Annotated in this window: 23 protein-coding genes; 13 read left to right on the top strand and 10 right to left on the bottom strand. The window is 59.9% G+C overall.

All coding sequences use genetic code 11. The annotated features are described in order from the left end of the window. Window positions 1-215 precede the first annotated feature (215 nt). The 11 genes from FHX10_RS31260 (at window position 216) to FHX10_RS31310 (ending at window position 12,588) form a co-directional block, all read left to right on the top strand. Entirely contained in the window at window positions 216-1,409 is a 1,194-nt protein-coding gene (locus FHX10_RS31260; RefSeq protein WP_028756904.1) for an ABC transporter substrate-binding protein, read from the top strand. A gap of 21 nt (window positions 1,410-1,430) precedes the next feature. Continuing rightward, window positions 1,431-2,303 (top strand): branched-chain amino acid ABC transporter permease, encoded by an 873-nt coding sequence (locus FHX10_RS31265; protein WP_028756903.1) that lies wholly within the window; start codon window positions 1,431-1,433, stop codon window positions 2,301-2,303. 43 nt (window positions 2,304-2,346) lie between these two features. Further along, window positions 2,347-3,333, top strand: a complete 987-nt coding sequence (locus FHX10_RS31270; RefSeq protein ID WP_063474086.1) for a branched-chain amino acid ABC transporter permease — start codon at window positions 2,347-2,349, stop codon at window positions 3,331-3,333. Next, window positions 3,330-4,103 carry an ABC transporter ATP-binding protein gene (locus FHX10_RS31275; RefSeq protein ID WP_047616799.1) on the top strand — a complete coding sequence of 258 codons (774 nt, stop codon included), beginning with the start codon at window positions 3,330-3,332 and terminating at the stop codon, window positions 4,101-4,103. Before FHX10_RS31270 ends, FHX10_RS31275 begins: the two co-directional genes overlap by 4 nt. Next, window positions 4,093-4,836 carry an ABC transporter ATP-binding protein gene (locus FHX10_RS31280; protein WP_097543353.1) on the top strand — a complete coding sequence of 248 codons (744 nt, stop codon included), beginning with the start codon at window positions 4,093-4,095 and terminating at the stop codon, window positions 4,834-4,836. Before FHX10_RS31275 ends, FHX10_RS31280 begins: the two co-directional genes overlap by 11 nt. 42 nt (window positions 4,837-4,878) lie before the next feature. Continuing rightward, window positions 4,879-6,087, top strand: coding sequence for an aspartate transaminase (locus tag FHX10_RS31285; RefSeq protein ID WP_097595385.1), 1,209 nt, complete (start codon window positions 4,879-4,881; stop codon window positions 6,085-6,087). An 89-nt stretch (window positions 6,088-6,176) separates the two neighbouring features. Next, window positions 6,177-7,115 carry a nitrogen assimilation transcriptional regulator NAC gene (gene nac / locus FHX10_RS31290; RefSeq protein WP_047616805.1) on the top strand — a complete coding sequence of 313 codons (939 nt, stop codon included), beginning with the start codon at window positions 6,177-6,179 and terminating at the stop codon, window positions 7,113-7,115. A 191-nt stretch (window positions 7,116-7,306) separates the two neighbouring features. Then, window positions 7,307-9,370, top strand: coding sequence for a hydantoinase/oxoprolinase family protein (locus FHX10_RS31295; protein WP_063474090.1), 2,064 nt, complete (start codon window positions 7,307-7,309; stop codon window positions 9,368-9,370). 11 nt (window positions 9,371-9,381) lie between these two features. Then, a complete protein-coding gene (locus FHX10_RS31300) occupies window positions 9,382-11,058 on the top strand; it encodes a hydantoinase B/oxoprolinase family protein (protein ID WP_063474091.1) in 1,677 nt (558 codons plus the stop codon). 9 nt (window positions 11,059-11,067) lie between these two features. Then, the gene (locus FHX10_RS31305) at window positions 11,068-11,871 is read left to right on the top strand and encodes an SDR family oxidoreductase (RefSeq protein WP_063474092.1); all 804 of its coding nucleotides are present in this window, start codon (window positions 11,068-11,070) and stop codon (window positions 11,869-11,871) included. A gap of 15 nt (window positions 11,872-11,886) precedes the next feature. Further along, entirely contained in the window at window positions 11,887-12,588 is a 702-nt protein-coding gene (locus FHX10_RS31310; protein WP_063474093.1) for an HpcH/HpaI aldolase family protein, read from the top strand. 68 nt (window positions 12,589-12,656) lie between these two features. Here FHX10_RS31310 and FHX10_RS31315 read toward each other — a convergent pair whose 3' ends face one another. The 10 genes from FHX10_RS31315 to FHX10_RS31360 form a co-directional block, all read right to left on the bottom strand. Then, on the bottom strand, window positions 12,657-13,337 hold the full coding sequence (locus FHX10_RS31315) for a redoxin domain-containing protein (RefSeq protein ID WP_063474094.1): 681 nt from the start codon (window positions 13,335-13,337) through the stop codon (window positions 12,657-12,659). Between the two features lie 161 nt (window positions 13,338-13,498). Next, complete coding sequence (locus tag FHX10_RS31320) at window positions 13,499-15,154, bottom strand: alpha-keto acid decarboxylase family protein (RefSeq protein WP_063474095.1); 1,656 nt, start codon at window positions 15,152-15,154, stop codon at window positions 13,499-13,501. A 142-nt stretch (window positions 15,155-15,296) separates the two neighbouring features. After that, a complete protein-coding gene (locus FHX10_RS31325; protein WP_028757363.1) occupies window positions 15,297-16,121 on the bottom strand; it encodes an MBL fold metallo-hydrolase in 825 nt (274 codons plus the stop codon). 88 nt (window positions 16,122-16,209) lie between these two features. Beyond that, window positions 16,210-17,226: a sugar phosphate isomerase/epimerase gene (locus tag FHX10_RS31330; RefSeq protein WP_174824464.1), complete on the bottom strand. Its 1,017-nt coding sequence runs from the start codon at window positions 17,224-17,226 to the stop codon at window positions 16,210-16,212. Between the two features lie 128 nt (window positions 17,227-17,354). Beyond that, window positions 17,355-18,293, bottom strand: coding sequence for a myo-inosose-2 dehydratase (iolE, locus tag FHX10_RS31335; protein ID WP_063474096.1), 939 nt, complete (start codon window positions 18,291-18,293; stop codon window positions 17,355-17,357). Between the two features lie 38 nt (window positions 18,294-18,331). After that, window positions 18,332-18,820 carry a hypothetical protein gene (locus FHX10_RS31340; RefSeq protein ID WP_028757366.1) on the bottom strand — a complete coding sequence of 163 codons (489 nt, stop codon included), beginning with the start codon at window positions 18,818-18,820 and terminating at the stop codon, window positions 18,332-18,334. Next, entirely contained in the window at window positions 18,817-19,935 is a 1,119-nt protein-coding gene (locus FHX10_RS31345; protein ID WP_028757367.1) for a ferritin-like domain-containing protein, read from the bottom strand. Before FHX10_RS31345 ends, FHX10_RS31340 begins: the two co-directional genes overlap by 4 nt. A 96-nt stretch (window positions 19,936-20,031) precedes the next feature. Further along, window positions 20,032-21,903, bottom strand: a complete 1,872-nt coding sequence (locus FHX10_RS31350) for a GMC oxidoreductase (protein ID WP_028757368.1) — start codon at window positions 21,901-21,903, stop codon at window positions 20,032-20,034. A gap of 96 nt (window positions 21,904-21,999) precedes the next feature. Beyond that, window positions 22,000-23,430 (bottom strand): glycoside hydrolase family 15 protein, encoded by a 1,431-nt coding sequence (locus FHX10_RS31355; RefSeq protein WP_097595383.1) that lies wholly within the window; start codon window positions 23,428-23,430, stop codon window positions 22,000-22,002. A 306-nt stretch (window positions 23,431-23,736) separates the two neighbouring features. Continuing rightward, entirely contained in the window at window positions 23,737-24,081 is a 345-nt protein-coding gene (locus FHX10_RS31360; protein WP_018245423.1) for a helix-turn-helix domain-containing protein, read from the bottom strand. 181 nt (window positions 24,082-24,262) lie between these two features. Between FHX10_RS31360 and FHX10_RS31365 the strand changes: the two genes are divergently transcribed. Together FHX10_RS31365 and FHX10_RS31370 are read left to right on the top strand one after the other, a co-directional pair. After that, window positions 24,263-24,898 (top strand): acyl-homoserine-lactone synthase, encoded by a 636-nt coding sequence (locus FHX10_RS31365; protein WP_063474099.1) that lies wholly within the window; start codon window positions 24,263-24,265, stop codon window positions 24,896-24,898. A 148-nt stretch (window positions 24,899-25,046) separates the two neighbouring features. Beyond that, complete coding sequence (locus tag FHX10_RS31370) at window positions 25,047-25,772, top strand: helix-turn-helix transcriptional regulator (RefSeq protein ID WP_047616826.1); 726 nt, start codon at window positions 25,047-25,049, stop codon at window positions 25,770-25,772. The last annotated feature ends 42 nt before the right edge of the window (window positions 25,773-25,814 follow it).

Below are 25,814 nucleotides of genomic sequence, written 5' to 3' on the forward strand. Positions count from 1 at the left end.
AGGAAGGCGAACAACACCCGCAATGCCGAATAGATCGGTTCGCTATAAATAAACGCTATAGCGGCAGAATGGAGTTGTGTTGGCCAGCGACGCTTTCCTGAACCTACTGTGACGGTGTCGGCGCTGGGCTGACGCCATAAGAACCGCGGAAAGCGGTCAGGAGTACGCTGGGCCATAAGCCCAAGCGTTTGCACCCGAGAACATGGAGTGGGAACATGAAACTTACCGTAAGCCGCAGAGCATTTTTCCTTTCTACCGCAGTCCTTTCGCTGGCGGTTGCCGTTTCCGGCCGGCCGGCCGGGGCGCTGGCCGCGGACGGGACGATCAAACTCGGACTCGTTGCGCCGATGAGCGGCCCGAATGCGCGCTACGGCGCATTTTCGATGCACGGCGCCGAACTCGCCGTCAAAGACATCAATGATGCCGGCGGCGTCAATGGGATGAAAATCGAACTCCTCAATGCCGACAGCCAGGGTACGCCCGTCGAAGGTGTTTCGGCCGCCCGCCGCCTGATCGACCAGGATGGCGTCGACTTCATCATCGGCGACGTTTCCAGTTCGGTGACGCTCGCCATCCAGCCCGTCGCTGAAGACGCTGAAGTGCTTCTGCTGAATGCGGCGTCGTCCAATCCGAAAATCACCTACCAGGCCGGTGTCGGCGGGTTCAAATGGACCTATCGCAACTATCCGACAGATGAGAACCGGGCGCTGATCGTCGCCAAATATGCAGCAGAGCAGCGCGGCTTTACCAAGTTTGCCGTGCTCTCCGTCGACAGCGATTATGGCCGCTCGGCGATTACATTCACGAAGAAATACCTGCCTGACTTCAAGGGCGAGATTCTCAGCGAGGACTATTACAAGGAAGGCGAAGTCGACTTCCGCAGCGTTCTCGCCAAGATACGCGACAATGGCGCCCAGGCCATCATCATGTACGGCCTCGCCGATACGACACCCATCATCGCCCGCCAGATGGTCGAACTCGGAATAGCCGGCAAGGTGACGCTGATCGGCAATGGCGAGTTCAACACGGAAAAGACCGTCAAATCAGCCCCGTCGGCGCTCGAAGGCGCCGTTGAAGCCGCCGCATGGCTGCCGCAGTTCGACTCGCCCGAAAGCAAGGCTTTCGTCGACAAGTTCACGGCCACCTATGACGAAGCCCCGAACAACCACGCCTATGTTCACTGGGACACCGTCAATCTCCTCGCAGCGGCGATCAAGCAGGCCGGCAGCGCCGACAAGGTGAAGGTTCGCGACGCACTCTCCAAAATCAAGTACAAGAGCCCGGTTGGCGAGGTCACGTTCGACGACCACAACCAGGCCCGCCTGCCGATGATCCTGCTGCAGATCGAGAACGGCAAGCCGAGCATCAAGGGTGCCTATACGGCGGACATTCAATATCCTGCCAAGTAATCTGCCGGGAGGAATACGCCCATGCTCTCGACCATAGTTGAGCAAACTGTGAATGGAATCGTCACGGGTTCTGTTTACGCAATCGTCGCCGTCGGCATGACCATGATTTTCGGCGTGCTGAGAGCCATCAACTTTGCTCACGGCGAATACTACATGCTCGGCACGTTCGGGGCCTGGTTTGCGATCGACTATCTCGGACTGTCCTACGAAGCGTCGATTGTCGTGGGGGTTCTTGCAACGATTGCCGTTGCCTATGTGGTCGGGCAACTCGTCATGCGCCGGATGGTCGGCGCGCCCGCGGAATCGGGCGTGCTTGCCACCCTCGGCATCGCGCTGATCCTGCAGAACACCATCATTCTCGTCTTCGGCGGAGGCTACAAGTTCTTCGCCGGAGGTTATATCGAGCCGGTTTCCATCTTCGGCTTCAGCCTGGCCCAACAGCGCATTCTCATTCTCGTCGTCTGCTTGCTGGTGTTCATCGGCCTCGAACTGATGGTCAGCTACACCCGCTTGGGAATGGCAATGCGCGCCGTTTCCCAGAACGTCGAGTGCTGCAGCGTCGTCGGCATCGATGTGCCGCAGGTGGTGCTTCGAACCTTCATGCTGGGGGCGGCGCTGGCCGCACTCTCCGGGGTTCTGACGGCGCCGGTCAATGTCAGCGTCTATGGCGGCATGGGCGAGCTGATCACCTTCAAGACGCTGCCGATCATCATCATGGGCGGTTTGGGCAATGTGCGCGGTACTTTCGTCGCGGCGATGATCCTTGGCGTGGCCGAGAGCCTGGTCGCCACCTATGTCGGCCTGCAATTCCGCGACACCGTCGGCTTCGCCACGCTGATCCTGATGCTGATGTGGCGGCCGCATGGTCTCTTTTCGACGCAGGCGCGCTTCTAGCAGCCGCGCCCGCCGACCTTTCTCGAACGACCGAGGACTCGACATGTCTCTGACGGAAACCGCTCAACAGGTACGCAGGCGCGATCTTCGCATACCGCTCGCCGCGGTCCTGATCGTCCTAGCGCTCGCCGCGCCGTTCATCGGCAGCCGTTACATCACCCATTCCCTGATCATCGCCCTGATTTTCATGCTGCCGGCACATGGGCTCAATCTGCTTGTCGGCTACACCGGTCTGCTGTCATTGGCCCAGGCCGCGTTTTTCGGCATCGGCGCCTATACGGCAGGTCTTCTCGCCGTCACCTACGGCACGCCGTTTTACGTCAATCTCATCGCGGCAGGCGCCGTCTCCGGAGCCCTTGCTCTTCCGCTCGGCATTCCCGCCCTGCGTCTGCGCTCGACGTCCTTCGTGATGTGTACGCTCGGTTTCGTGATCATCGGCCAGGCCATTGCCAAGAACTGGATCTCGCTGACCCGCGGTGACATGGGGCTTTCGGGCATTCCCAAACCATACTTCGAGCTGGGCCCGCTGTCGTTCACGGTGTCCGGCACGACGAACTTCTACTATCTCGCCCTGATCATCGGGGTCCTCGCCACCTTCGCCGTCTGGGCGATCGTCCGCTCGCCCGCCGGGCGCAACATGGTGGCGATCCGTGAGAACGAGACGCTCGCCGAATCTCTCGGCGTCCCGACCTGGCGCTACAAGCTGATCGTCTTCATGATCAGCGCGGTGTTTGCCGGTATCGGCGGTTGCCTTTACGCCTATTACCTGACGGTCGTCAGCCCGCTGACCTTCCAGATGTATTATTCGACGACGATGCTGATCATCGTGCTGGGCGGCGGGGCGGGCATGATTTCCGGCACCGTCTTCGGAAGCCTGCTTTTCGTCGGGCTGACCGAGGCGCTGCGCATCACCCCCGAATTGCGCATGATCGCCTACGGCTTCTGCCTTCTCGTCCTGGTCTTCTGGTTCAAGAACGGGTTTGCGCCGCTGATCAATCGCTTCTGGAATGCGATCGGAGGTGCGAAATGACCGGTCATCTTCCGCTTCTCGCGATCAAGAACCTCAGCAAGTCCTACGGCGCGGTGAAGGCCGTCAACGATGTCAGCATTCACATCGATCGGGGTGAGATCGCGGGCCTGATCGGACCGAACGGCTCGGGCAAATCGACCTTCTTCGATTGCAGCACAGGCCTTGCGAAGCCGGACACCGGCACGGTTGTCCTCGACGGACAGGACATCACCGGCTGGTCCCTGAACCGCATCGCCAGGGAAGGCCGCATGCTGCGCTCTTTCCAGAAGACCGTCACTTTCAAGTCGCTCGATGTCGAGGAGAACCTGGTCATCGCCGGTCAGATGTTCACCTTCCCGTCCATTGCATCGACCTTCGGCTTGGGAAAGATGTCCCGTCGGCGCATCGATGGTCTCAGGGAGAGAGCCCGCGAGCTGATCAAGATGGCGGGTCTTTGGGATGTGCGCCACCAGCCGGCGGGCAATCTGTCGGGCGGACAGCAGAAGCTCATCCAGTTCGCATCCATGCTGATGCCCGAACCGAAGCTCATCCTGCTGGACGAGCCGATGGCCGGGATCAATCCGAAGATCATCGAACGCGTCGTCGATACCATCCTGTATGCCAACAAGTCGCTCGGCGTGAGCTTCCTGGTGATCGAACACAATATCGATGTCGTCACCAGCATCTGCCAGCGCGTCATCGTGCTCGACCAGGGAGCCAAGCTCGTGGAAGGCTTGCCGGGCGACATCATTCAGGATCAGCGCGTCAGGGAGGCCTATCTTGGCGGGTAATTCGAACCTTTCGATCCGCGACCTGCGCGCAGGTTACGGCAATCTGGACATCCTCAACGGCGTCGATCTCGACGTGCCGGCGGGACAGTTCGTGGCGCTGATGGGGCCGAACGGGGCGGGCAAATCAACGCTCCTCAAGACGCTCTACGGCATGACGACCATCAAGCAGGGGAATGTCGACTGGCGCGGCAAGAATATTGCCGGCAGCAAGTCGCGGGCCATTCTGGGCGAGGGGATTTCCTTCGTGCCGCAGGGGCGCTGCAACTTCCCCGTCATGACCGTCGACGAAAATCTTCAGATGGCGGCCTATACTATCCGCGACGCCAAGGTGAAGGCCGACCGCGACTACGTCTACGACCTCTTTCCGATCCTCAAGAAACGTCGCGCGACGCTGGCAGGCAACATGTCCGGCGGCGAGCAGCAATTGCTCGAAGTGGCGATGGCGGTGCTGCAGCGGCCGAAGGTGCTGCTGGTCGACGAGCCGTCCGTCGGGCTGTCGCCGGCGGCGATCGGCATCGTCTTCGACGAGCTTCTTCGCCTTCACGCCGACGGCATGACGATCCTGCTCGTCGAGCAGAACACCAAGAAGGCCATGGAAGTCGCCCAGCGCGCAGTCATCCTGAGACTTGGCAAAGTCATCTGGGACGGCCTGCCGAAAGACATCACCCATGACGAACTCGGCGAACTTTTCCTGACCGGGAAAATGCGCGGCGAAACCGAGGCCGTTCACTGAAGGCGATCTCTTGCCTCTTATAAAATAAGCGAGGAAATTCCCATGAGCACCTTTGTGCCTGCATCACGTGTGTCCAGAATCAAGGTTTCGCCAAGCACGGCTGCGGCCGCCCGGGCGCGCGAGCTGAAGGCGGCGGGTCGCGACATCGTCGACCTGACGGTCGGCGAGCCGGACTTCGACACGCCTGACAACATCAAGGCCGCAGCGCACGCCGCCATCGACAGGGGCGAAACGAAATACACCGCCGTCAACGGCACGCCGGCGCTGCGCAAGGCAATCATTGGCGATTTCAAGCGCCGGCTCGGCCTCAGCTATGCCGACGACGAAATTTGCGTCGGCGGCGGCGCCAAGCAGATTCTGTTTCTCGCGCTGATGGCGAGCGTCGAAAACGACGCCGAGGTGATCATTCCCGCACCCTACTGGGTTTCCTATCCCGATATGGTCATCGCCAACGAAGGCAAACCGGTCATCGTCGAATGCCCGCAGGAAACCGGCTTCAAGCTGACGCCCGAAGCTTTGGAAAAGGCGATCACGCCGAAGACCCTATGGCTGGTCCTCAACGCGCCGTCCAATCCGACGGGTGCCGCCTATGACCGGCGCGAACTCGAAGCCCTCGGCGAGGTGCTGCTGCGCCATCCCCATGTCTTCGTGCTGTCAGACGATATCTACGACCAGGTCTGGTTCAAGGACGAGCCGATGACGACGCTGGTTGCCGCCGTCCCGGAACTGAAGGAGCGTGTTCTGCTCACCAACGGCGTCTCCAAGTCCTACGCCATGACCGGATGGCGTATTGGCTACGGGGCGGGTCCGGCCGCATTGATCGCCGCCATCAACAAGCTGCAGTCGCAGATGTCGTCCTGCCCGTCGTCGGTCAGTCAGGCGGCCGCCGCCTATGCGCTGTCTTCGGACCAGGCATTCGTCGCCGAAAGCGTCAAGGTCTATAAGGAACGCCGGGATTATGCGTGCGCACGGCTGAATGCCGTGCCCGGCCTCTCCTGCCTCGTGCCGGACGGGGCCTTCTATCTGTTTCCGAACTGCGCCGGCGTCATCGGCAAGAAGACTCCTGAAGGCAAGACGATCGAGACGGATCTCGATTTTGTGCTCTATCTGCTCGACGGCGTCGGGGTCGCGGCGCTGCAGGGGGCTGCCTACGGCGTATCGCCGCATTTCCGCCTGTCGATTGCGACGTCGATGGAGACGATCACCCAAGCATGCGACCGCATCGAACGGGCTGTTGCCGAGCTGCGTTAACCGCGAAAGGCCAGTGGGACTTGTGACTGGGACTTGCGTCCCTCCGGCTGCAGGCTTTACGTTTTGCATGAAACAACAAGCCGGTGACCATGAGCGTCGATTTCCGCAAACTGAAGAGCTTCGTAAAGATCGTCGATACGGGCAGCGTATCGCGCGCGGCAAGCCTTCTGAGGACGGCCCAGCCGGCGTTGTCGCAGCAGATCGCCGCTCTGGAGGCGCACTTCAAGCACAAGCTTCTCATCCGCAGCAATGTCGGCATTGCGCCGACGGAGGCAGGGCTCATCCTCTATCGGCATGCGCAACTGATGTTGAAGCAGATCGAGCAGGCTCAGGTCGACATCGATCAGTCCGCCAAATCGGTGGCGGGCCGCGTCTCGATCGGCCTTGCGACCTATTCCTCGTCAAGCGCCTTGTCGCTGCCGATCCTCAAGGAGATGAAGGCGAGGCATCCCCATATCGTCGTCCACATCAATGACAGTTTCGGCCAGATCCTCAGCGAACTGATCATGACGGGCAAGATGGATATGGCGCTGATCTATGCTGCTGCGCCGATCAAAGGCGTTACCCTGCAGCCATTGTTCCGCGAGGAAATGTTCCTCGTCTCGCCGCCGGGCATCGAACTCCCCGGGGATAGCAGCGCGCCGCTTCCGCTTGCCGCCCTCCAGGAGATCCCGCTGCTTCTTCCCAGCAAGGCCCATCTGCTGCGCCGGCTGATCGACGACGCGCTGGCGAGAGCCAGAGCGACACCTGAGGTCGTCTCGGAAATCGAGTCCGTTCCGGCCCTCAGCGCGGCTGTGCTCGAAGGGCTTGGATCGACCATTCTCCCGGCTTCGGTGGTGACGGAGACGGCGATCTTCTCAGGCGCGCAGGTGCGGGCACTGACCAAGCCGGTGATCGACGCGACCGTGTCGCTCTGCGTCGCAGATCATCTTCCCTTGTCGGAGCCCGCCATCGCCGCACGGTCGGTTCTGCTTGATGTCGTCGGCAAACTGATGAGCAGTCATCACCAGGGAATCAAGCCCGCCTAGCCCGAGCTGCTCCTCGCAGCGGCAGTCCGACGGCTGACCGCCGCCCGCCATAAGCAAACCCTATAGCGGCAGACTGTAGTTGTGTTAGCCAACGCGCCGGGCATTCCCCTAACCTTCAAGCAGACATCGGGTCCGGGCATCGGATCCGCATAGCGGCGCCTGCCGCGCCGAACAGTCGCTTCGAGGACAACATGGCAAAACTGGCTTTCGACACGGGTGGTACCTTTACCGACTTCGCGCTCCTGGATGACAGGGGCGACCTCCACCTTCACAAGGTCCTGAGCACGCCGAAGAACCCGGCTGAAGCCGTCGTGCAGGGTGTGTCCGAATTGCTGGAAAAATTCGCCGGCACCATCGCCATCGACCAACTGCAGGTGCTGGGCGCCACCACCGTCGTCACCAACGCCGTGCTCGAGCGCAAGGGCGTCGAGACCGGCTTCGTCACCACCGACGGTTTCCAGGACATGCTGCGAATCCGTAACGAAGGGCGCTACGACCTCTACGACCTGAACATCAAATATCCCGACCCGCTGGTCACGCGCGCAAACAGCTTCGGCGCCAAGGAGCGGATCGCCGCCGACGGTTCCGTCATGACCGAACTCAAGGAAGAGACGGTGCGCGAGATTGCCGGTCGCCTGAAGGAGAAGGGCATTCGCTCCGTCGCCGTCTGCCTTCTCCATGCCTATAAATATCCGCAGCACGAGCAGCGCGTCGCAGCGCTGCTGCGCGAAGAAGACCCCGATATCTTCGTCTCGCTCTCCTCCGAAGTCTGCCCTGAAATGCGCGAGTTCGACCGCGCGTCGACGACTGTCGTCAATGCCTATACGAGGCCGCAAATGGCCGGCCACGTCGCCCATCTGCAGCGTGAATTCGCAGCGAAGGGCATCGACCGCCAGGTCCTGTGGATGACATCCTCGGGCGGACTGGTGCCGAGCCGGCGTGCCGCGGAACTGCCGGTGCGCCTGATCGAGTCAGGCCCGGCGGCGGGTGCGGTGGCTGCCGCAGAGTTCGGCCGCACGGCAGGCGAGGCGAGCGTCCTGTCCTTCGACATGGGCGGCACGACCGCAAAGCTCTGCCTGATCCCGGACGGTGAGCCAAATGTCGGGACCGATCTCGAGGTCGCCCATTATCAGCGTTTCCGCAAGGGATCCGGTTTCCCGCTGAAGATCCAGTCAATCCAGATGATCGAGATCGGCGCGGGTGGCGGCTCGATCGCGGCCAAGAACCCTCTCGGCCTGCTCGATGTCGGCCCTCACTCCGCAGGCGCCATGCCTGGACCGGCCGCCTACCAGCGCGGCGGCACCCAGCCGACCGTCACGGATGCCGACATCCTGCTTGGATATATGGGCACCGAATCCTTCGTCGGCGGGTCGTTCAAGGTTTCCAGAGAAGCAGCTCACGAGGCGATGGCCAAACTTGCCGCCTCGCTCGAGGTCTCGGTCGAGCGCTGCGCATGGGGCATCCATGACCTCGTCAACGAATCCATGAGCAAGGCGGCCGCCATGCATGCGACCGATCTCGGCGTCGATCCCCGTTCGCTGCCGATGGTCGCCTTCGGTGGCGCCGGCCCGGTGCACGCCTATGGCATCGCCCGCAAGCTTGGCATTTCCCGCATCATCTGCCCGACCGGTGCTGGCGTCAGTTCGGCGATCGGCCTGTTGATCGCGCCCGTGGCCGTCGATCTTTCCGCAAGCCATCCGATGGTGCTCGACGCCTGGGATGTCGGCGCCATGAACCGCCTGCTGGACGAGCTATCGGCCCAGGGCGCCGAAGTCGTGTCGGCAGCGGGCGTCCCGAAGGATACGATCAGCAACCGCTACACCGTCGACATGCGCCATGTCGGCCAGGGCCATGAAATCACCGTGGCTCTGCCCGACCGGACCCTGCCGAAGGAGGAATTCCTTAGCGAGCTTCGCGGCAACTTCTTCAAGCTCTACCGCGAACTGTTCGGCCGTACCGTTGCCGCTCCGCTGGAGGTCATCACCTGGCGGCTGCGCGCCGGCGGCGAAAAGGATCAGGTCACGCGCCCGCACGAGACCGTCGTTGCCGACGCGAAGAAGGGCAGCCGAAAGGTCTATTTCCAGGAGATCGGCGGCTTTGCCGAGACTGCGGTCTACGACCATTACAAGCTTCCCGTCGGCGAAGAGGTCAAGGGTCCGGCAATCGTCGAGCAGCGTGAATCGACCGCGATCGTCGGCCCGAGCGGCGTCTTCCATGTGGATGCCCATGGCAACCTCGTGATCAACATTCACTAAGGGGTACTCTGATGTCGAAATCCGCCACCGATTTCAACGACCCGATCAATCTTCAGGTCATGTGGAACCGCCTGATCTTCATCGCGGACCAGGCCGACAACGTTCTCGGCAAGACGGCATTCTCGCCGATCGTCCGCGAGAACCACGATTACGTCACCGTGCTCCTCGACAGCAAGGGACGGGCGCTGGCGCAATGCACCTGGTCGATCCCGGTCTTCATCACCTCGCTGCCGGCTGCTGCCCAGAACTATTTCCTGCCGAAATTTCCGGCAGACAGGCTCGAAGAGGGCGACGTGCTGGCGACCAACGATCCGGAGATCGGCACCGGCCATCTTCCCGATGTCACGATGATCACGCCGATCTTCAAGAACGGCAAGGTCGTCGCCTATGCCGGCTCCATCGCCCATCTTCCCGATATCGGCGGCGCGCCTCTGCATTCCGAAGCGAGCGACATTTATGAGGAAGGTATCCGCTTTCCGATCGTCAAGCTGCTGAAATCAGGCGTTCCGAACCAGGACGTCTTCGATATTATCGAAGCCTCGGTCCGCCTTCCGACAGAGGTGCGGGGCGACCTTGAATCGATGATCGCCGCCAACAACGTCATGGGCCGCGAACTCGTCAAATTCCTGGACGAATACGGGCTCGACGATGTCGAAGGCCTGGCCGCCGCCATTCATTCGCGCTCCGAAGCACAGACCCGCAAGGCGATCCGCGAATGGCCGAACGGCACTTACGCAGCCGAGGTTCTGCTCGACGGTTACGATGTCGACGTGACACTGAAGGCTTCGGTCATCATCAGGGACGACTCTGTTCATGTCGACTACACCGGCACGTCAGACCAGGTTCTGCACTCGATCAACTGCCGGACGAACTATCGCTACGCCCATTCCGTCTATGCTCTGAAGTGCCTGCTCGATCCCGAGACGCCGAACAACGAGGGCTGCATCGTCCCGATCACCGACGAGGCGCCGCTCGGCTGCATCCTCAATCCGCAGCAATGGACGGCGGGCAATTCGCGAAACCTGATCGGGCACGTCATTCCCTCGCTGATCTTCAAGGCGCTCGAAGGCGTCGTGCCCGAGAAGGTGATGGGCGACAGCGGCGGCGCTCCGATCTGGGCTGCCAATTGCGTCGGTCAGCGCAATGACGGTACGCAATATGGATCCGTTCAGAATTTCCATGGCGGCCAGGGTGCGCGCGCAGAGCTCGATGGTCTGGATACGCTGAGCTTCCCGTCGAACTGCAAGGTAACGGCCATCGAGATGTTCGAGGTTGCCGTGCCGGTCCTGACCGAGCGGAAGGAACTGATCGCCGACTCCGGCGGCGCAGGCAAACATCGCGGCGGTCTCGGCCAGCGTGTCGTGCTCCGCAACCTCGGCAGGAGCCCGATGAACATCTATCTCGCCTCCGAGCGTGTCCGACATCCCTGCTTCGGTGTCGTCGAAGGGCAGAGCGGATCGGCCGGAAAGGTCTCGAAGGACGGCAAGCCTCAGTTCCCAAAGGGCAAGGTGGTCCTGAAGACCGGCCAGCGCCTCGAGGTAGAGACGCCTGGCGGCGGCGGTTGGGGATTGGCGAGTGATCGTTCGCGGGCGCTCATCGAGCAGGATCTTGCCGAGAACCTGATCACAGCGAAGGCCGCGCGGGAAATTTACGGCTATTCTGGCCCGATCGCTGCTGCGGCCGAATAGGGGAAAGATATGGGACGTCTTCACGGAAAAATCGCTCTGGTGACGGGAGCCGGCTCCGGGATCGGTCGCGAGACCGCCCTGCTGCTGGCCAAGGACGGGGCCACCGTCGTGCTGACCGGGCGGCGGATCGAACCGCTGCGCGAGGTGGCGGCCTTGATCGAAGAGGCGGGTGGCAAGGCCGTCACGCGCGCACTCGATATCGAGACGCGTGAAGAGATCTTTGCGGCCGTGAAGTGGATCAAGGATAGCGTCGGACCCGTCGACATCCTGGTGAACAATGCCGGCAGCGCAAGCAAGGTGCTGAACGCGCGGTTCTTGAGCGAGGCCGAGTGGACCTCCACCATCAACGTCAATCTGACGGCCGTCTTCAACCTGACCCAGGCGGTCCTTCCGGACATGATCGCCAACGGCGAGGGGACGATCATCACGGTCTCGTCGCTTGCCGTGATCAACCCCAACCTGCTCGGCGGCGCGGCCTATGGTGCGGCCAAGGCCGGCGTGAAGAACTTCATGACCTTCCTGCACAACACCTATCGCAATCAGGGGATCCGGGCGACGACGATCCTGCCCGGCGAGACGAATACGCCGATCATGGACAATCGCGCGCGCCCACCTCTGCAGGAGGAACGTGCCGTCATGATGGATCCGCATGACGTCGCCCGTGCGATCGTCCTCTGCGCCAGCCTGAACAAGAGCGCTGTGATCCCCGAGCTTCACATCTGCCCGACATTCATGCGGGACACGTCAGCGGATATCGAAATTGCGCGGTGGGTCGGAGCGCCGGCCGACATGCCGGATATGCCGAAAAAGTAGAATTGGGAGACATCGATGAACGGAGCGAAGTTGCGCGCGCGGCTGCTGGCCGGCGAGGCAGTCACCATGTATACGCCGCATCACGTATCGTCGGGCCTGGCAGCCCGGCTGGTGGAGCTCGGCGCCGATTCCGTCTTCGTCGACTGCGAGCACGGAAGCTGGAGTTTCGAGGATGTGCGCATGACCGCGCAGATCGTCCGCTCCGTCGGCGGGGCGGCGATCATTCGGCCGCATTCGCACGAGCGCCCGATCATTATCCGCTACCTGAATGCGGGCGCCGATGGGATCATGGTCCCGATGGTGGACACGGCCGAACAGGCGCGCGCCATCGTCGATACCGTTCGTTACGCTCTTCCGTCCGACTTCGACAAGCGCCTGGTGGTGGCGATGATCGAGACGGTGGATGCCATCGACAATCTCGACGAAATGCTGAAGGTCGATGGCATTGACGTCTTCTTCATCGGCCCCGGCGATCTCTCGCAGAATATGGGTTATCCGCCGGCTCCGCCCTTCGGCGAGCCGCGTCCCGAAGCAGTGATGGATAAGGTCGCGGTCGCCGTCGACAAGATTCGTGCAGCAGGCAAGATTGCAGGCACGCTCGCCACCGCCGACGAATTGCCTCATTGGCTGCAGAAGGGGGTCCAGTTGTTCTACGTCCACACCGATCCCTTCCTGCGCCGCGGGATTGCCGGCATCAGGCAGACACTCACGCGATAGCGGGCGGAATTGGGCTTCCACCATTCGATCTTTTGCTACTGAGATGCTATCGGACGGTTCACCGCAGGTCAGCGTCCAAGGCTGCCAGCGGCCGCGATGATCTCTGCCGCGGTCGGGAAGATGGAGAGGCTGTTCGGTCCGTCGAGCGCCTCGATTTGTGCCCAGCCGATGGTGCCGTTCGCATTGACCAGGAAGTGCCCGACGAGTTGGGTCGCGTGGTTCGCGAAGATCTCATTGTCGGCTTCGTCAAGCTCAAACCGATCCTTGGCGTTGAGTATCGTGTTGGCCTCCATCGGGTGCAGCGGTTCCGGCAATTCGTCCGTGGGGTTGATGCGTGCCGCCAGGAACTGTTCCATCGTTGTACGATAGGGCCATTCGGGCTGCTCGCAACTCCCATCGGGCAGGAACTCGGCATGCGGCACACCGTAGGCCCGATGCGTGCGGCAATCCGGGTCGCATAGAAGTGTTATTGGCGTTGGCCGGTGGCGGAAATACAGGCGGGCACGTTCCACCGGCGTGTTGATAACGGCGACGGTCTCCACCCCGGCGGCGCGTAGCGTCGGCTGTACGCCGGCAAGCTGTTCCAACTGACGCCGGCAGAACGGGCAGTGCAGCCCGCGAAAGAACCCGATCACGAACGGGCGACCGCTCAAGTCGGCGAAAGAGACCGTTCCGTCGAAGTTGGCCGTGGCGAGCGCGAATGCGGGAGCGGTTTCTCCAGGTTGCAGCGGGCGTTTCTGGTCTCCCATGGAACAGTTCCTTTGTCGTATCGTCTAGGTCGGACGACCGAAATTGAACTATACCACTTGTGGCCAGAAGGCCCAGCGCTCGATGTTGAGGTCACCGAAGGTGGTTAGGCATGCCATCTGCCGTTCCGCCCACTAAAGCGCTGAACTCTCCTATGCCCATTCTAATTTGCTTTCCAGTTCGCATTGTCGGGGATCGATCGCTGCGGCACGACGACCTGGATGATGGACGGACTGTTCAGGTTTTCTTTGGCGCCGTTTATGGCCTCCCTCAGTTCGCCATAGGTGCCCACTTTCCAGCCTTGGCAGCCAAAGACCTCTGCCAGCTTGCTGTAATTCCACTGGTGCAGGATGCAGGAATTGTAGAACGGTTTGTCGCCATGGAAAACCGATGCGTCGGCAAGCCATTGCTCCACGCCATAAATGCCGTTGTCCATCACAAAGATGATCGGGTTGAGATTGAAACGGGTTTGTGTCGAGAGGCATTGAGCGGTCATCTGAAACCCGCCATCCCCCGCAAAGACCAGTAGCCTTTGTTGATTTTGCTTCGCCAGCGAAACCCCGGTTGCGGCCGGACCGATATAACCGATCGCCGAATAGGATGATTGCACGATGAAACCGCGGCGAGCACCCACTTCAAGAAGCAGGCTCCCGAAATAATTCAAACTCGCGTCGGCACCAACGATGGTATTTCCGTCGATCTGCGGCTGAATGAAATCGTAGAAGCCCTGATAGGTAATTTCGCCTGCCGGATTGACGACCGGCAGTTGCCGGGCCGGTTTCACCGGAAGACTTTGGCCTTTGCACGTCAGCCTTTTGTCAATCAAGCCGTTGACGAGATCCGCCAGCGAAACCTGTGCGTTGAAGATCGTGCCATATTTCACGGTCTCCCAGGAGGCGAATGCGGTTTTATCGAGATCGATAGGCCAGCCCAAATCATTGATATCAGTCAACCAGACGCCCAGTGCCAATACGAAGTCGGAGTCTTTGACCAAAGACTGGACATAGGGTGATGACGATTTGCCATCGAACACCCCGGCAAATTGTACATCGTCTTCCGATAGAATGGCCTTGCTCAAAAGCTCGGTCACGTAGGGAATTTTGAGGTCCCGGATGAGCCGCTCCGCCTGGTCGTGAAGGCCAAACCGGTCGATCTCGACACCGACCCAGATCAGCGGTCGGGTGGCGTTTTGCAATCTTTCGCTGATTTGCGCGATCGACTGATTGAGACTGTTCTCGTCGGATATAACAGGCGCCGCTTTTAAGGCATTCGACGGGCGCGTACATCCCAGGTCCACCATATCCTCCAGCAACTCGATATAGACCGGACGTCTTTCCGTGATGCACTGCGTCAGCGCATAATCTATGAGCATTGGCGCAAGATGAGGGCTGTCGATGCGGACGGCAGCGGCGGTGATGTATTCGAATACCTGAAGATCCGTTTCCCGGCCGCTGATGAAGTGATGCGAACTGTAGCCGGTTTGTTCGAACGTCAGCGTTTTCTTGATGCTGGGCGCACCGTTGATCAGAACGACCGGCACTTTCTCGACGTAGGATCCGGCGATCGCATTTGTTGCGCAAAGCGAGCCTGCGGAATAGGTGACGCACAGAGCGCCAATTCCTTTCAGTCTGGCATAGCCGTCAGCCGCATAACCGGCATTCAGTTCATTCGCCTCTTCGATGACCTTTATATCGCTTTTCTCGACATAACTGTTCACCCATTCGATCGAATAATCGCCTGCTACGGAAAACAGGTGCCCCAGGCCCAGTTCGCGAAGTCTGTCGACCAGATATTGTCCAACCGTGTATGTGTCGCCCATGTTCCAACGGCTCCCCTGTTGACGACAATTGACGGATATTAGAGTGCCGTGCGTCCTTTCGGACGCACAAAGGACAGCTCTAACACTTTGAATCTACGCATCGTTCTTTCCGAAAATCGATTCCGATTTTCGGGCCGATGCGCTAGAACTCGCTCGCGTTATCGAATAAGCGCGGTACGTATATGTCGAATATGCCGGGGCATTTCCGCTCGGGAAATCTTTCCAGCAGGAAGCGCTTGAAAGCGTCATTGGTGAGTCCGTTGCCGGCGGCCTCCAGGGCGACGGACAAATACTCTATATTTTTGGCAACCTCGTTTTTGTCAGCCGGAAAGCCGTGACCGGGAAGGAACAGGTCATAGTCGGACAGCAGCATACCCTGCAAAATCCCAATCCAATGCTCCATGTATTTCGTCAGATAAAGGTGCGTTCCGCTGTAGATCAGGTCTTGCGCAATAAAAACGCCCACGTCCGGAAGACCTATGGTGAGAAGAAAATCGATCTCCGTATCGACGACTTCATCAAATAGGTATTTGACTCCGTCGATGATTTCCTCGCCGGCGCGGACAGCTCTTTCGGGAATGATCAAGCTCTTCGGAGCGAGATTGCCCAATTTCCAGTGGTCATTCAGGGAATCTTCCCCATGCTGCTGCAGGAACTCTATCGTTTTCGGCAATGCATAAATCGGAATATCGCTGAATGCGGCTCCCAGGCCGAACCAATGGTCGGGGTGTCTGTGCGACAGATAGATCCGGTCGATCTTCTTGCCGATACTGTTGGCATATTCCCTGAATTGCAGCGCATAGGGAACGAGGAATTGCCCATCGACGAGAACAAGCTTGTTCCTGCTTTCGATGATGTGCGTTGCATTGGCGATATTGTCAGCCGTGAAGGCTGAAATGAAAGTATGAATACGGACATCGCCTGCTCGCCTGACGATTTTAATGGGATCCGGCAATTGCGTGACCATCGGTATCTCCCTGATTGAAAGGTCGTTTGCTGAGATTTGAAGTTCACTCGGGCACAACATCTGCGCCCGAGCGCCATCACGGATGAGATCAACGACTGCGGGACGCGAGTTTCTCCTCCAATGTCTTCAGGGCCGCGCGCGCAACGTCGTAGGCGCTGTCGACGTCTGCCTCCGGCGCGTCCTCACCGGGCCGCCAGAAGCGTCTGCGCGTCATTCGCATCGAACTCTCGAAGGGTGGAATCGCGTTGAAGACTTCGACGAGATAGGGGCCGGAATAGACCGGCTCGATTTCGTCCAGCATGATCTCCCAGGGAATCCAGCTATCTCTGACAGCGCCCCGGTCCGGCGCCGAGATGTGAACGTAATTCAACCGACTCTGCTGAACGGCACGGGCGACATTTTTCCTGAAGATCGCCGGTCCCTGGCTTTCCATGACGACCTGGGCTGTATCGATCGTGACGCCCCCGACCGGAATGTCGGCGCTTTCGAGAAAATCCAGCGCTTCCGAGACCATGGTCGGCCCGGGCGTTTCCCAATTCTTGACCGGTTCGATGGCGAGCTTCACCCGCTTCTCCGCAGAATATTGCGCCAATTCCCGGAAGATGGAGGCGGCCGCCGCGTATCGTGGCTTCATCCAATCCTGAAGCGCGTCGCTCCAGATCCCTTCGCCGTCATCCGTCAGTGGAAAGATGCCATAGGGGTACAGGAACGGCCCCGACATGATCGTATTCTCCCCGCCCAGCACCGAGGTGATGTCGACGCGGGATTTGAGATAGGACAGCGCCTGCTTGCGCTGGTCCTCATAGGGCGAGGTCGGATCGAAGGTTCGCGTGGTCCCCACATTGGTTGTGAACTTCACATCCCGGAAGCCGGCCCGATCGAACGCCCTCTTGAGGCCGATATAGCTTTCGACCTCAGCGTGATGACCGACGTTGGCCGGTCCTGGGGCGATATGCACATCGAAGCCGGTGTAGCCGATCTCGGTAAGCGCTTTCAGATGCCGGACAAGAACCTGGGTATAGCCCGCGTCGTTCGGCCTCAAATCGGCTGTAAACATAAAGAAGCTGAAATATATCTCTCGTCTGCGTGCCTCTTCCATCTTCATCGCTCCAGCTGTCGCTATCCAGTCATGCGTGGTTCAGGATGATGTCCCGCCCGACACCGTCATGAAGCGAGATCCCTGCCCGCCTCCTTCACATCGCCATCGGGCTGAGACAAACGGTCCGCGCCGGGCTACCATCCGAGCAGCTTGCGCAGATATTCGCGGCCCATTTTCGCGTATTGCAGCGGATTGGCCTTGGCTGGGTCCTGCTCTGCCTCGACGCAGATCCAACCGGCGAAATCCGCCTCGGCCAACGCATCGAGGATTTCTGGAAAGGTCCCTATGGAGCCGTCACCCGGGACGGTGAAGATCCCCGCCTCGATCCCTTGCTGGAAGGACAATCCTTCTTTGTGAATCTTCGTAACCACCTCGGCGCGAATGTCCTTCAGATGAACATGCTTGATGCGGTGGGCATATTTTCTGGCCAGCGCCAGCGGATCGACACCGGCAGCCGCCTGGTGCGCAGTATCGAGAAGCATGTTGACCAGGCGAGGATCCGTCTCGTCCATGAGCCGGTGGATTGCTTCCGTATTCATCACCCCGGTCCCCAGATGCGGGTGATAGCAGAGCCGGCGGTTACGGGCCCTGGCTTTCTCTCCGGCCTCATGCAGGCCTTCGATCAGCCGTTTCCACTGGTCATCGGAGAAATCGGGGCAATTCGGAAACAGGGCGACAGGAAGCGGATTGACCGCTCCGCCAAACTCGGAAACGACCAGGTCGGCCCTGCGCGGATCGTCGCTGCCTCCTTCCATGGCTTCGAGGAAGTCGAGCTGAGCATCGACATTATCAAGCGTATGACGCTTCATCGCATTGATGGTGAAGTAGGTGCTCACCCAGGGCTCGGAAATCCGCAATCCCCTGAGTTCGAGGACAGGCCGCAATATTTTCGGGTCCGTCGGATATTTGTGGCCGACGCCGCATCCGACATAGCCGGCGAGCGCCATTTCACTCAGAGCCTGCTCGTAGGGGATGCCGATGTCGATATTGATGAAATCGTCATTCCACCAGAGCGTGGGGATGACACCGAGCCAGACTTTAGCAGGTGTCAGTCGATGCAGATGTGTCGTCATGGCAATGATCCAGTTCTTGAAGACAAACGGAAGTGGCGTCAGGTCAGGTTTTGGAATCGAGAGCCGGAAAAAGCCGGAATTTTCGGCGGAAAGGCCCAGGAGCCGAAACCCGGCCCCTTGGCGCCTGCAGGGTGGGCTCCGATCGCCTTCCAGAGCAGACCCTCGACATAGGCATCGGGAGAAACGACGAAGGTGATATTCGCAGGCCTGGGGCCAAAGCGCTCCGTCCAGGCGGAGGACAGCTCGAACCAGGTGCCGGAATACCAGAGCTTGATCAGCGCACGGGCCACGTCTCCGAGCAATTCATTGCCCAGAATGGTCGTGCGCACCGCCTGGATGCGGACCTCACCTTCCGGGGGTGGCAGGGCGGCGAAGGCGGCCAGCAGCGCGTCGACGATCTCGCCGCCGACCACCTTGTCGAGCGTGACGAGATAGCGGTCCGCCAGGCCTGTTCCCAGGAGATCAAAGTGGGAGAAGGCCGTCAATTCGCCGGAAAGACCCAGAAATGCCTCGAAACGGTTGCTCATGCGTTTACCTCCGCCTGCCGGGTGGTGGCTGGCTGTTTGATGGCGCCGGGGATCTCATAGGTGGGGCTGCCGTTCTTACCGGGATGTTGCGGCAGGGGATTGCGGATGAGTTCGAGGATCATGTTGCGGAATTCGAACATCATCGGAACGGCTTCCAGCAGCAGGGTCGGCTGGCCGTTATAGGCACGCGTCAAAAGCTGGAGAAATTCGCCGTAGCGCGTGTTGAAGGCGATCGCCGCCCCACGCAGTTCCGAGCCTTCGAGTATGTCCCCCACTTTTAGGTTCTTTTTTATGGGATACGCGCCTTCCCAATCGACCTGCAACTCAGGACCTGTGGGGTGGCCGGGCTGGTCGCCCTTCTGGTAGTAGCGGCCTTTGACCAGTTCCTCGAAACGATAGTAATGGGCCAGTTCGTGGTCGTCATCGTCGTAGATACCGCCACCGTCGCCCTCGCCCTGTTCGATGATGAGATCGATGGCTTCCAACGCGCTTTTCAGATCGGTCACCGGAAACAGCTCGCCGCCGCCGGAGTAATAATATTCCGAGGTGATCTGGCGCGATCTGTCGCCGGTAAATATGGTTGTGCCCGCCCCATGCGCTTCGGCTTCCAGGTATTTGATGCCGTCCGCGATGGCTGAGTAGAACTCGCCAATACTGAAGAAATGTAGGTCCTCATGGCTCGGATGGCTGGCAAGCGCGGTGATATCAGGAGGAGTTTTGCGATATATCAGGCCCTTGCCGACGAGATGTTCAGGACGCTGGGCCGGCCGCTCGATTTTCAGGAAAGTCGCCAGCGCCTCACGGCCGAAAGCCTGGATGCCGACCTTGAAATCCGTCTCGCCGTCCGGCAGGGCGGCGGGATAGCGGGCTACGAAGTCCGGCCTGACAAGATCCGGCGTGCCGCCGATGGCGTTGAGAATATTGGCCGCGATGGTCAGATGCAGCATTTCTTCCACGACGATCACGCGCAGAACCTGGGTCGCATCCTGATTGACGCCGGGCTTGATCGAGTAAAGCGCCGTCAGATAAGGCGGAATCGTCGCATGTTCGAGCTGCATCGCCCGGTAGAGAAATTCTTTCAGCTCATCGAGCGTCTTAATACTGGCGGAATACATCTCAAGCTCCATGAAAGATAAGTTGGGTTCACAGGCCGGCTTCGTGTCGCTTGCGAGGCCATCTGTTCGTTCCGCACAGCGGATGCCGGTCTTCGTTCAATGCAGAGACTTCAGAATGTCGCGGCCGCTTCGGAAGCACATGGCGGCCAGCGTCAAGGTGACATTGGCCGTGCCGATCGTCGGCATGCTGCCGCCGCCCACGAGATAGAGGTTTTCGTGGTCCCAGCTGCGCTGGTTCTTGTCCACGACGGAATTGGTCTTCGTCGTTCCCATGATATGGGTCCCGGCCAGATGATTGCCGCCGCGGATCGCATAGCCTTGCCCCTCATAGGCCACATAGCCGAAATCGCTGGGGTCGTATTGGGTATGATCCTGCGCGCCCAGACGCGTGAAGACGGTGCGCGCAAACTGGCGGCCATAGGCGGCACCCTTCATGGTATATTCCGGAACCGTGAAGGACAGGATGGGCCGCATATTGCCCAGAGCATCGGTATATTGCGGATCCACCGCGATGCGGTTGCTTTCGACGGGCATGACCTCGATCATGAATGCCAGCAGCAACTGCCGCGAAACCTGGTCGATCATGCCGCGCCGAAGATCCGCCCCGTAGAGGTTGCGATCATCCACCAGTTTGAGAAGGTCGGAAGTCGGCGCACCCGTGGCCCAGCCCCAGCCGTCGTTATGGATATCGATGGCGAAGGCGGCTTGCCTTTCCCGGAAAGGGCCGTCGCGCAGGTCCACGATACCGCCCGTCGAACTGGTTCCGCGCATCGTGCCGCAGATTTCCGGCATCAGCGCCCAGTTCAGCAGATAGGCGTGGTCCATCAGATTGCGTCCGACAAGACCGCTGGTGCTGCGCAGGCCGGAGGCAAGCATGAGACGCGCCGTTTCGATGGCGCCTGCCGCAAGCACGAAAACCTTGCCCTTCACGGTGATGGTCTCGTGAGCAGGTGAGGCCGGATCCTTGTAAATCTTGACCTCGAGAGAGTGGACTTTCCCGCTATCCGGATCGATGTTGACCTTCGATGCGACCGCCTGCGGCAATAGTTCGACAAGCCGCTCGCCGCTTTTCCCGTTTACTGCGAACGCCTTGGCAAGCGTTTTGCCGGAGTGGTAACGCGCTTGCACGGGACAGAGCGGTACGCAGTTGGTGTTGCCCTGGCAGCGACCGCCCTCTTCGACCTGATGCGTATCGACGGCTCCGATGGGACGGTAGCCTTTCCCGCCGTCATAGGCCGGGTTTGGTATGCTGTTACGCCCCTGCGGATAGGGCCTGACCTTCAGGGGATAGGTCTTGTCGTAAAGTTCGACACTGGTGCCTTCGATGCCCTTGTTGACCTGCTGATCCAGATAGGAAAGCGGCAGGCCGCGCATGGGAAAGACATAGTCGTCCGGGAAGGTCTGCCCCAGATATTGCTGATCTTCGACATCTGCCGATACACCGATTTCCCGCTCGGCCAGGCGGTAATCATCTTCGACTTCCTCAAAGCTCAGCGGCCAGTCCAACCCTTGGCCGAAAATGGTGCGCGTCTTGAAGTCCGAGCGAAGCAGGCGAGGCGTTTTCGCCTCCCAGTGCATGGTCGTTCCGCCGAAAATACGGGTATATGTCGTATCGCTGACATAAGGGCCGGATTGAACGATATAGGTCGAGCTATCGGTTTCCCCCGCCCGCAGCTTGCGAAGCTGCGGGCTGCGGGGCATGGCCGCGTTCGCATTCAGCGGAAAGGGCGACTGGTTGTCCTTGGAGGCTGCCGAATAGAAAGTCGTCAGCAGATTGTCATAGCCTGACAGTGTGCTGTTGGCACCGGTTCCGGCTTCAAGGATAAGGACACGCTTGCCCGCTTCGGCAGCCTGCTTGGCAATGATTGCTCCGGAAATGCCACTGCCGACAATCACGATATCGTAGTCGCCAGACGCTGCGACGGTCTTGGCATCGGCTTTTATCGCGGATTCAAGGGGAAAAAGCACTTTGGTCCTCCATTATTCCCGGAAAGCCGCATCAGGCTTTGCGGATCATGCGGTTCTGCACTCAATCGAGATTTCAGACCGGACAGCCTGACGTCGTCATGATCTCTGGCCGCGGGAGTTTCGGGGTTTGGACTTGGCGGCGGGGGCGGCGGCGGAGCGGGCTCTGACCGCCGAGAGAAAGGAGGCGTAGCTCCAGGTCAGGTTCCGGACGCTTTTCTCGTAGCCAACGGTTCCATCGAACTGTTCGCTCAGTTCATAGTGATCGCTGTGGTAGACGATGGCGCGCAGCATGACGTCAGACGAAGCCCGCAAGGCAGCTGAGGCGTCGGCGGCGCTGCTGGATGCGCCAAGTCCCAGTTCCGTGAAGAAGGGCTCGGAGAACTGATCGAGGGGGATGGCGCCGCTGGCCTCGATGGCATTGGCAAGCCGATATTGGAACTCGGCGAAGTTGGCCGTGCACAGAGCCCAGGGATGGCCGCCGACCACCGGGGCCGCCACATCGCCATCGTAATGATCGCCTGGATAGCGCCCGAAGAGTGGTCCGAGCCCTTTGGCCGCGTCGGCGCCATTGATCGGGTAATAGTTCGAAGACGAAGGATCGGCCCACTGGCGCCGCAGGATGGCCGCCGTTGCCAGCAGCTTGGTATCGGTCGGCTCGATCCCGCCATAGCAGACCGCAGAGACGATATCGATGTTCGCGTCGTAACCGGCTTGCTCCGCGGCATCCAGAATGCTCACATAGAGCTGCCCGTTCCAGTGGGTGGCCAGCTGGCTTTCCAGCCAGGAGATGGCATCGGCCACCCCGGCAGGCACGGCAATAGAGATCGTGTTTGCGGAAATTTCCCGGAAAAAGCGCAGCTGTACGGCCCTTGCGAAAAAGGAATAGCCCTCATATTCCTCCCAGAGATTGGTGGTCTTGTTCTGGTAAACTTCGAGAAGATAAGAGAGGTTGGTCTCGACCAATTGTTTGGCGATCGTCTGCGTGGCGCCATCCAGCTGATTGAACAAGGTCAGGATCGCAATCGACTGAATGGCCGGTCCGTCATTCTGCTCCGACCACGGACGAACCTCGCCGGTGATGGTGAAGCAGGCGTGGCCAAGTGTGACGGTCGCGGAATTCTGCGCATTCGCCTGGCAGAGCGCGGCGAAATTCACGTAGTCGACCAGGCTCGGCAAAACCCCGCCCGGAACGGGCAGCAAGCCGGCAAGTGCGATTTCGATGGCCGTAATGGCCCCGTCGCGGACCCAGTTGAAAACATAGTCCTGGTCGACACCCGGCGTGTTCGCGGGATAGGAGGGTGCGGCGATGACGCAGCCCGGGGCCGAAAAGACGCCCGGCGATGCCGGATCCTCGATGACATAGCCATCGCTTGTGATGTTGCGCATCATCAGCAGAGAAAAATAGCGCGACAATGCGACCAGATCGGTCTGCGCGAAGGCAGGCCGCGGTTTGACCGTAGGCGCATTGGCGCCGATATGGGCCGGGTTCGCACCGGTCATTGACTGACTCCAAAGCGCAACTGTCATTGACTGACTCCAAAATCGGTTGAGACTGCCGGGACCAGATCCAAAAATGTTCCGGACCGGTGGCGATGCGGTTTTTCGATAATTTTCGGGCTGCGTATTTACGGTTTCACGTCAAAAGCCGACGCCAACGACCCTTCTGCATTGAGAGTGAAAACAAGGTCTCTGCGGCGGCGAGGGCAGGGCGAGCTGGCCGCCCTGTTGTGTCGCCGTTGAAGCTTTAACTAGAAAGATCGTCGACGATCTGCTTTTTATCAACCTAAACGTGTTGACCTCAGGTCAAAAATTCGCGCAGAATTGCGCTTGGCGTTACGGGTGCTCCGGAGGGATGGATTCGACCAGCCCAGCGAGATTGGACCGTGTTGCCGCAGACCGGTTGCGCAACGCCAGAACCATTTGCAATTCCGTGGCGGAGATCGCGCTGTTCCTATGCCAGTCCATGGTGCCTCGCCCGAGCAGCAGCCAGTCGAGGGAGACATCCAGCAGGTCGGCGAGCGCGCAGGCGCTTTCCAGCGAGGTATGGCCGCCATTCTGCCAGCGTGAGACGGCGGCGACAGACACGTCCAGTTCGGCCGCCAGGGCGTGAACTTTCCGGAACTTGCCCCGGGATATCGCCTCTCGAATACGTTTGCCGCGGGCCATGTCGTGGGTCATCAGAATCCTCCCGTTGGTTGCGTTAAAATTGGCAATTACCAAGAGCTTTCGATCGACGAACATCAGAAACTTCTTATGAAAGGGGAAGGCAAAGCGAAGCACCGGTCAACCTGGTGAAATATCCAGATTGCTCCCGGTCGGCCTCCTGTTGTGAAACGTCAGAACATCAGGAGGGACGGATATGTTGCGGATACTCACCAAAGACATGCTCGATACCGATCGACGTGCTTTCGATGAAATGTTTCGGGCTCGCGCCGCCGTTTTTCGCGATCGGCTGGGATGGCAGGTCGATGTCCGGGACCAATGGGAGAGGGACCGATACGACGAGGCCGAGGATCCCGTATATCTCGTCACGCAACGACCTTCCGGCACACTGACGGGTTCGCTGCGCCTGCTACCGACGACGGGAGCGACGATGCTCAAAAGCGAGTTCCGGCATTTCTTCGATCAGCCTATCGACGTCGATAGCCCAACGACTTGGGAATGTACGCGCTTTTGCGTTCACCCGCTTGCCGGGCACATGGAGCAATCGCGCACAGTTGCCACGGAGCTGCTCTCAGGGCTTTGCGACCTTGCGCTCGACACCGGTATCGAAAGCATCGTCGGCGTCTATGATGGCGCCATGGTCGGAGTGTATCGCAGGATCGGCTGGAGGCCGACGCCGCTTGCCCGATCCCTGCCCGAGATTGGCAAGCTGTATGTCGGCCTATGGGATGTGACGGCGGACAATTGCCGGGCACTTCGGGCCAACCTGTCCCGACTGGAGCGAGCTTCGCCCAATCGTCCCAGAACCTTTGCCGATGGCGGCATGCGGTAAGGCTCGCCCAGCAGCGGGATATGCTCCCGCTAAGCCTTAACCCATTTTTCACCGCACCCATGGTTGTATTAGAATTAGCTGTTCCCCGATCCCGTGAAATGTTACCGGTACGAGTAGTCAATGAAACGCACAACCACGAGTCCATCTCATGCTGAGCAGTTCTCGTTTTTTCTATTGTCTGGATCGGATCTCCGCAGCGCCGACATTGCGGGATCTGGAAACGACGCTGGACGAAGTCCGCCACATCTATGCGATATCGCACATGGTTTTGCATGTGATCCGCTCCTCGGGGGCGGCGGCCAGCAATCCGTTACTGATGCTGACCTACCCGCCCGAGTGGGTGAAACAATATCTTGACCGGGACTACTTCAGCATCGATCCCGTCGTCCGTCTCGGCCGGCGCGGCTTCCTGCCCGTGGAATGGTCGGCGTCAAAATGGGATTCGGGCCGGGCTTATGGCTTCTTCAAGGAGGCCATGGCCTTCGGTATCGGCCGGCAGGGCGTGACTCTGCCGGTGCGGGGACCTCAAGGGGAGCGGTCGCTGTTTACGGTCACGTCCAATCACCCCGACGCCTACTGGCGGCATTTCCGCATGGACAGCATGCGCGACCTCCAGTTTCTCGCCCACCATCTCCACGACAGGGCCATGGTTCTGTCGGGCCTGAGAAAAACGGCGGATTTTCCGCAATTGTCGCGCCGCGAACTGCAATGTCTTGAAATGACGGCCAGCGGCCTGATGGCAAAGCAGATCTGCGCCCGTCTGTCCATTTCGGTGAGCGCGGTGCAACTCTATCTCGCCTCGGCACGCCGGAAGCTGACCGTCGCCACGACGAGTGAAGCGGTCGCCAAGGCTACGGCGCTCGAATTGATCTAGAGCCTGACGAAAACCTGCTCCGGCAGAATGCTTCAATCTAAC

This window comes from Rhizobium sp. BK591 (genome assembly GCF_014195045.1).
GTDB classification, from domain to species: domain Bacteria; phylum Pseudomonadota; class Alphaproteobacteria; order Rhizobiales; family Rhizobiaceae; genus Rhizobium; species Rhizobium anhuiense.

Coding starts and splice junctions, on each gene's coding strand:
- FHX10_RS31260 (WP_028756904.1), top strand. CDS start 216: ATGAAACTTACCGTAAGCCGCAGAGCATTTTTCCTTTCTACCGCAGTC.
- FHX10_RS31265 (WP_028756903.1), top strand. CDS start 1,431: ATGCTCTCGACCATAGTTGAGCAAACTGTGAATGGAATCGTCACGGGT.
- FHX10_RS31270 (WP_063474086.1), top strand. CDS start 2,347: ATGTCTCTGACGGAAACCGCTCAACAGGTACGCAGGCGCGATCTTCGC.
- FHX10_RS31275 (WP_047616799.1), top strand. CDS start 3,330: ATGACCGGTCATCTTCCGCTTCTCGCGATCAAGAACCTCAGCAAGTCC.
- FHX10_RS31285 (WP_097595385.1), top strand. CDS start 4,879: ATGAGCACCTTTGTGCCTGCATCACGTGTGTCCAGAATCAAGGTTTCG.
- nac (WP_047616805.1), top strand. CDS start 6,177: ATGAGCGTCGATTTCCGCAAACTGAAGAGCTTCGTAAAGATCGTCGAT.
- FHX10_RS31295 (WP_063474090.1), top strand. CDS start 7,307: ATGGCAAAACTGGCTTTCGACACGGGTGGTACCTTTACCGACTTCGCG.
- FHX10_RS31300 (WP_063474091.1), top strand. CDS start 9,382: ATGTCGAAATCCGCCACCGATTTCAACGACCCGATCAATCTTCAGGTC.
- FHX10_RS31305 (WP_063474092.1), top strand. CDS start 11,068: ATGGGACGTCTTCACGGAAAAATCGCTCTGGTGACGGGAGCCGGCTCC.
- FHX10_RS31310 (WP_063474093.1), top strand. CDS start 11,887: ATGAACGGAGCGAAGTTGCGCGCGCGGCTGCTGGCCGGCGAGGCAGTC.
- FHX10_RS31315 (WP_063474094.1), bottom strand. CDS start 13,337: ATGGGAGACCAGAAACGCCCGCTGCAACCTGGAGAAACCGCTCCCGCA.
- FHX10_RS31320 (WP_063474095.1), bottom strand. CDS start 15,154: ATGGGCGACACATACACGGTTGGACAATATCTGGTCGACAGACTTCGC.
- FHX10_RS31325 (WP_028757363.1), bottom strand. CDS start 16,121: ATGGTCACGCAATTGCCGGATCCCATTAAAATCGTCAGGCGAGCAGGC.
- FHX10_RS31330 (WP_174824464.1), bottom strand. CDS start 17,226: ATGAAGATGGAAGAGGCACGCAGACGAGAGATATATTTCAGCTTCTTT.
- iolE (WP_063474096.1), bottom strand. CDS start 18,293: ATGACGACACATCTGCATCGACTGACACCTGCTAAAGTCTGGCTCGGT.
- FHX10_RS31340 (WP_028757366.1), bottom strand. CDS start 18,820: ATGAGCAACCGTTTCGAGGCATTTCTGGGTCTTTCCGGCGAATTGACG.
- FHX10_RS31345 (WP_028757367.1), bottom strand. CDS start 19,935: ATGTATTCCGCCAGTATTAAGACGCTCGATGAGCTGAAAGAATTTCTC.
- FHX10_RS31355 (WP_097595383.1), bottom strand. CDS start 23,430: ATGACAGTTGCGCTTTGGAGTCAGTCAATGACCGGTGCGAACCCGGCC.
- FHX10_RS31360 (WP_018245423.1), bottom strand. CDS start 24,081: ATGACCCACGACATGGCCCGCGGCAAACGTATTCGAGAGGCGATATCC.
- FHX10_RS31365 (WP_063474099.1), top strand. CDS start 24,263: ATGTTGCGGATACTCACCAAAGACATGCTCGATACCGATCGACGTGCT.
- FHX10_RS31370 (WP_047616826.1), top strand. CDS start 25,047: ATGCTGAGCAGTTCTCGTTTTTTCTATTGTCTGGATCGGATCTCCGCA.